Origin of the sequence: Brevibacterium sanguinis (assembly GCF_039528855.1) — a bacterium.
Taxonomy (GTDB): Bacteria; Actinomycetota; Actinomycetes; order Actinomycetales; family Brevibacteriaceae; genus Brevibacterium; species Brevibacterium sanguinis.
The window spans coordinates 347356-353912 of sequence record NZ_BAAAMB010000005.1 but is presented as its reverse complement, the minus strand read 5'-3'; the positions used below and the strand labels follow the sequence as shown (position 1 = coordinate 353912).

General features: G+C 68.0%; 4 protein-coding genes. All 4 read left to right on the top strand.

Annotated elements, in window-relative coordinates; translation table 11 throughout:
- Positions 1–135: 135 nt before the first annotated feature.
- The 4 genes from ABD154_RS06425 to hisD all read left to right on the top strand — a co-directional run bounded on the left by ABD154_RS06425 (position 136) and on the right by hisD (position 6557).
- Positions 136–672 carry a signal peptidase II gene (locus ABD154_RS06425; protein ID WP_198498995.1) on the top strand — a complete coding sequence of 179 codons (537 nt, stop codon included), beginning with the start codon at positions 136–138 and terminating at the stop codon, positions 670–672.
- Positions 665–1588, top strand: coding sequence for an RluA family pseudouridine synthase (locus ABD154_RS06420; RefSeq protein WP_198498994.1), 924 nt, complete (start codon positions 665–667; stop codon positions 1586–1588). Before ABD154_RS06425 ends, ABD154_RS06420 begins: the two co-directional genes overlap by 8 nt.
- 114 nt (positions 1589–1702) lie before the next feature.
- Positions 1703–5212: a DNA polymerase III subunit alpha gene (dnaE, locus tag ABD154_RS06415; RefSeq protein WP_232623912.1), complete on the top strand. Its 3510-nt coding sequence runs from the start codon at positions 1703–1705 to the stop codon at positions 5210–5212.
- 40 nt (positions 5213–5252) lie between these two features.
- A complete protein-coding gene (gene hisD, locus ABD154_RS06410) occupies positions 5253–6557 on the top strand; it encodes a histidinol dehydrogenase (RefSeq protein WP_376872227.1) in 1305 nt (434 codons plus the stop codon).

The following is a 6557-nucleotide window of genomic DNA, read 5'->3' as shown; positions in this document are numbered from 1 at the left end:
CCGACGCCCCCGGTCACGCGCCCGGTCACGCTACTTGCCGAGGGCACGGCCACGTGCGGTTGACGCCCTGATCGTGCGCCGTTCTTGCGCGTGGAATGGGAATCGCCGCAGTCGCGGTCGGCTAGAATGATCCGAATGAATGAAGACCCGGTACGGCGTCGACCGAAGCTGCTCTGGACACTGTTCGGCATCGCCGCAGCGATCCTCGCGTTCGACCAGCTGACGAAGCAGCTCGCGATCGCCTTCCTCGAAGGCCGGCCCTCGATCCCCGTCATCGGGGACCTCGCCGGATTCGCCTTCTACCGCAACCCCGGGGCCGCCCTCGGCCTCGGCGCGAACATGACGTGGGTCTTCCCGCTCATCGCCGTCGCCGTCTTCATCGCCATCCTCGTCCTCTCCCGCAAGCTCGGCTCGCGGGGGTGGGCGATCGGACTCGGCCTGCTGCTCGGCGGCCTCTTCGGCAACCTCGTCGATCGGCTCTTCCGGCAGCCGGGGTTCCCCAACGGTGCCGTCGTCGACTTCATCGACCTCTCGCTCTTCATCTGCAACTTCGCCGACGTCGCGATCTCCGCCGCCGCGGTGACGCTCATCATCGCCAGCCTGCGCGGCATCGAACTCGACGGTTCGCACCGAGTGGCCGCCACCGCGGAGAAGGAGGATTCCCATGACTGAACGCTCGATCCTCGTTCCCGAGGGGCTCGAGGGCCAGCGCGTCGATGCGGCGCTGTCGAAGCTGCTCGGCCTCTCCCGCACCGCCGCCGCGGACATCTGCGCCGACGGGGGAGTCCAGCTCGACGGCCGCGTCGTCGGCAAATCCGATCGTGTCGTCGCCGGTGCCCGCATCGACGTCATGCTGCCCGAACCCAAACGTCCGCTCGAGGTCGTCGCCGACCCCGTGCCCGGCATGCGCATCGTCTACGACGACGATTCGTTCGTCGTCGTCGACAAGCCCGTCGGGGTCGCCGCGCACCCGGCCATCGGCTGGACCGGACCGACCGTCGTCGGCGGTCTCGCCGCGGCCGGCTACCGGATCGCGACCTCGGGGGCGCCCGAGCGGCAGGGCATCGTCCAGCGTCTCGACGTCGGCACCTCGGGGCTCATGGTCGTCGCGAAGAGCGAATACGCCTACAGCGTGCTCAAGCGGGCGTTCAAGGAGCGCACGGTCGAGAAGACCTACCACGCCCTCGTCCAGGGCCTGCCCGACCCCGTCGTCGGCACGATCGACGCCCCCATCGCCCGCCACCCCCGCCACGACGGCCTCTACGCCGTCCACAGCGAGGGCAAGCACGCGATCACCCACTACGAGGTCATCGAAGCGCACCGCCGCGCCGCCCTCCTCGAGATCCACCTCGAGACCGGCCGCACCCACCAGATCCGCGTGCACTTCTCTGCCCTGGGACGCCCGTGCGCCGGGGACCTGCCCTATGGCGCGGACCCCGTCCTCGCGAAGGAGCTGGGGCTGACCCGACAGTGGCTGCACGCGCTGCGACTCGGTTTCCACCACCCGGAGACGGGGGAGTGGGTCGAGTTCGAAAGCGAGTATCCCGACGACCTCCAGCAGGCCCTCGACCGGATCCGGGAGGGCTGAGCCCATGGTCTAAGCTGAGTGGGCATCGCAGGTCATTGGCAAGGGATCCGCAAGGGAAGGCAGAGCGTGCCGAACGACGATTTCGTCCATCTTCACGTCCACACCGAATACTCCATGCTCGACGGGGCGGCCCGCCTCGGCGACCTCATGGCCGCGACGAAGGCGTCGGGCATGTCGGCGATCGCGACGACCGACCACGGGTACCTCTTCGGTGCCTTCGACTTCTGGTCGCAGGCGACGAAGGCCGACATCAAGCCGATCATCGGCGTCGAGGCCTACGTCACCCCCGGCACCGCCCGCGACGACAAGACCCGCGTGAAGTGGCGGACCGAGGAGTCGCAGAAGAGCGATGACCTCTCCGGCGGCGGCCTCTACACGCACATGACCCTGCTGTCGAAGAACAACACGGGCATGCGCAACCTCTTCAAGGCCTCCTCGGTGGCCTCTCTCGATTCGGTGACGGCGAAGTGGCCGCGCCTCGACCAGGACCTCCTCGAGACCTACTCCGAGGGACTCATCGCCACGACCGGCTGCCCGTCCGGGGAGATCCAGACCCGGCTGCGACTGGGCCAGTACGAGGAGGCGAAGGCCGCGGCCGGGAAGTATCGGGAGATCTTCGGGGCCGAGAACTACTTCTGCGAGCTCATGGACCACGGTCTCTCGATCGAGAGGCGGGTGACGCAGGACCTGCTGCGGCTGGCCAAGGAGATGGACATCCCGCTCGTCGCCACGAACGACCTCCACTACACCCACGAATCCGATGCGAAGGCCCATGAGGCCCTGCTCGCGATCCAGTCGGGGTCGAAGCTCATCGAGCCGACCTACGATCAGGGCGGCTCGCGCTTCGCCTTCTCCGGATCCGGCTACTACCTCAAGACGCCGGCGGAGATGCGGGAGCTCTTCAAGGAGATGCCCGAGGCGTGCGACAACACGCTCGCGATCGCGGAGATGTGCGAGGTCTCCTTCGACACCTCGGCGAACTACATGCCGAAGTTCCCCACCCCGGCCGGGGAGGACGAGACGTCGTGGCTGGTCAAAGAGGTGCAGAAGGGGCTCGAGTACCGGTACCCGAACGGGATCCCCGACGACGTCCGCAAGCAGGCGGACTACGAGCTCGACATCATCATCTCGATGGGCTTCCCCGGCTACTTCCTCGTCGTCGCCGACTTCATCAACTGGTCGAAGGACAACGGCATCCGCGTCGGACCCGGCCGCGGCTCCGGCGCCGGGTCGATGGTCGCGTACGCGATGCGCATCACCGACCTCGACCCGCTTCAGCACGGCCTCTACTTCGAGCGCTTCCTCAACCCCGACCGCGTCTCGATGCCCGACTTCGACGTCGACTTCGATGATCGCCGCCGCGGCGAGGTCATCGAATACGTCACCCGCAAATACGGTGACGAGCGCGTGGCGATGATCGTCACCTACGGCACGATCAAGACGAAGCAGGCGCTCAAGGACTCCGCCCGCGTGCTCGGCAAGCCGTTCTCCCTCGGCGAGCGGCTGACGAAGGCGCTGCCGCCGGCGGAGATGGCCAAGGACATCCCGCTCGCCGACATCGAGAACCCGGACGCGAAGCGGTTCAAGGAGGCCGGAGAGTTCCGGGCGCTCGTCGACTCCGAAGCCGACGCTCGCGAGACCTTCGAAACCGCGAAGGGCCTCGAGGGCCTGAAGCGGCAGTGGGGCGTCCATGCCGCCGGCGTCATCATGTCCTCGGACCCGATCATCGACGTCATCCCGATCATGCGCCGGTTCCAGGACGGGCAGGTCATCACCCAGTTCGACTATCCGACGTCCGAGGGCCTCGGGCTCATCAAGATGGACTTCCTCGGGCTGCGCAACCTGACGATCATCTCCGACGCGGTCGAGAACATCCGGGCCAACCGGGACTTCGAACTCGACCTCGAACACCTCGAACTCGACGACCGCGGCGCGTACGAGCTGCTCACCCGCGGTGACACCCTCGGCGTGTTCCAGCTCGACGGCGGCGGCCTGCGCGCCCTCCTGCGGATGATGAAGCCGGACAACTTCGAGGACATCTCGGCGACCCTGGCCCTCTACCGTCCCGGCCCGATGGGCGCGGACTCGCACACGAACTACGCGCTGCGCAAGAACGGCCTCCAGGAGGTCACGCCGATCCACCCGGAGCTCGCCGAGCCGCTCAGGGAGATCCTCGACACGACCTTCGGTCTCATCATCTACCAGGAGCAGGTGATGGCGATCGCGCAGAAGGTCGCCGGGTACTCGCTCGGTCAGGCCGACATCCTCCGTCGCGCGATGGGCAAGAAGAAGAAGTCCGAGCTCGACAAGCAGCAGGTCGGCTTCTTCGGCGGCATGAAGGAGCGCGGCTACTCCGAGGCCGCAGCGCAGGCGCTGTGGGACATCCTCCTGCCGTTCTCCGACTACGCCTTCAACAAGGCGCACTCGGCCGCGTACGGCGTCGTCTCCTACTGGACGGCCTACCTCAAGGCCCACTACACGGCCGAGTACATGGCCGCCCTGCTCACCTCGGTGGGCGACAACAAGGACAAGCTCGCGATCTACCTCAACGAGTGCCGCCGGCTCGGCATCACCGTGCTGCCGCCCGACGTCAACGACTCCGCGCTCCACTTCACCCCGGTCGGGGAGGACATCCGCTTCGGCATGGGTGCGGTGCGCAACGTCGGGGCCAACGTCGTCGACGGGATCGTCGCGGCCCGCGAGGAGAAGGGCGCGTACACCTCGTTCACGGACTTCCTCGACAAGGTGCCGAGCCACGTGTGCAACAAGCGCACGATCGAATCGCTCATCAAGGCCGGCGGCTTCGACTCCCTCGGACACACCCGCCGCTCCCTCGTCGAGATCCATGAGGAGGCCGTCGACTCCGTCATCGGCGTCAAGCGCAAGGAGGCGATCGGCGAGTTCGATCTCTTCGCCGGCCTCGACGGCGGCGACGACGGTCCGAGCTTCTCCGTGGCGATCCCCGATCGCCCCGAATGGGAGAAGAAGGAGAAGCTCGCGTTCGAACGCGACATGATCGGCCTCTACGTCTCCGACCATCCCCTCAACGGTCTCGAAGGGGTGCTCGCCGCGGAGTCGGATGCCTCGATCGCCGAGGTGGTCGACCCCGAATCGCATCGCCCCGACGGTTCGCAGATCAAGGTCTGCGGGATGATCACGCAGGTCACCCGCAAGGTGTCGAAGAACTCGGGCAAGCCGTACGCGATCGTCACGCTCGAGGACCTCGACGCCGAGGTCGAGGTCATGTTCTTCGGCGACACGTACGAACCCGTGGCGAGCCTGCTCGCAACCGACCTCGTCATCTCCCTGACCGGGCGGATCCGCCAGTCCGATGACCGGCCGACCTCGCTCATGGCGATGTCGATGACGATTCCCGACATCACCGACCCGGGGGATCGTCCGCTCAACCTCATCATGCCGATGGAGAAGGCCACCGAGGAGATGGCGGAGAAGCTGCGTCGCATCCTCGAGGCGAACAAGGGCCAGACCGACGTCCATCTCGTGCTCACCCAGCCGGGCAAGCACACCGTGATGCGGCTCGACCGGTCGATCCGCGTCGACCCCAACCCGAGCCTCTACGGTGATCTCAAGGCCCTGCTGGGGTCGCGCTGCCTGAGCGCCTGAGGCGGGTCCGGGGGGACACGTGCGCCGGGACTAGAATGGTCTGGTGAACATTCTCGACTTCCGCGATGAGACCCTGAGCAGACGATTCCTCCGGCAGCGGCTGCCGCGGGCGGCAGCCACGCATGCCGACGTCGAACGCCGGGTCTCCGACCTCCTCGGCGAGGTGGCCCGCGGAGGATCGTCGACGGTGAAGGACCTCACGGAGCGCTTCGACGGGGTCCGTCCCGATACTCTGCGCGTGCCCGCCGCCGAGCTCGCCCGGGCCGCCGCCGAGCTCGATCCGCAGGTGCGGGCCGCGCTCGTCGAGACGATCGCCCGCACCCGCAAGGTCGCCGAGGATCAGCGTCCCGCCGACGTCGTCACGGAACTCGCCCCCGGCGCCGTCGTGACGACCCGGAGCCTGCCGATCGAGCGCGTCGGGCTCTACGTGCCCGGCGGACTCGCCGTCTACCCGTCGACGGTGATCATGAACGTCGTGCCCGCGCAGGTCGCGGGTGCCCAGTCGCTGGCGATCGCGAGCCCCCCGCAGGAGTCGGGGCTGCCCCATCCGGTCGTCCTCGCCACCGCGCACATCCTCGGCGTCGACGAGGTGTGGGCGATGGGCGGCGCCCAGGCCATCGGAGCCCTGGCGTACGGCTTCGACGACGCCGAGGTGTGCGAGCCGGTCGACCTCATCACCGGACCCGGCAACGCCTATGTCGCCGCCGCGAAGTCCCTTGTGCGCTCGCACGTCGGCATCGACGCGGTCGCCGGTCCCACGGAGATCATCATCCTCGCCGATGCCACGGCGAACCCGGCGTTCGTCGCCGCCGACCTCATCAGCCAGGCCGAACACGACGAACTCGCCGCCTCGGTGCTCGTCACGGACTCACCCGAGCTGCTCGAGGCCGTGGCCGCCGAACTCGACCGTCAGGTGCCCGAAGCCGCGCACGTCGAGCGCATCCGCACCGCACTGGCCGGTGAGCAGTCGGCCCTCGTCCTCGTCGACGACCTCGACGCCGCCGTCACCGTGGTCAACGCTTACGCCGGTGAACACGTCGAGATCCACACCGCCGACGACGCCGCGGTGGCCGAGCGCATCGTCAACGGGGGAGCCGTCTTCGTCGGACCCTATGCGCCCGTCGCCCTCGGCGACTACGCGGCCGGCTCGAACCACGTGCTGCCGACGATGGGCACCGCCGCCCACGGATCGGGACTCGGCGTGCACTCGTTCCTCAAGGTCAGCCAGGTCATCGACTACGGTCGGCCGGCTCTCGGCGACGTCGCCGAGCACATCGTCGCCCTCGCGACGGTCGAACAGCTTCCCGCCCACGGACGTGCCGTGAGCATCCGCTTCGAGGAGTGA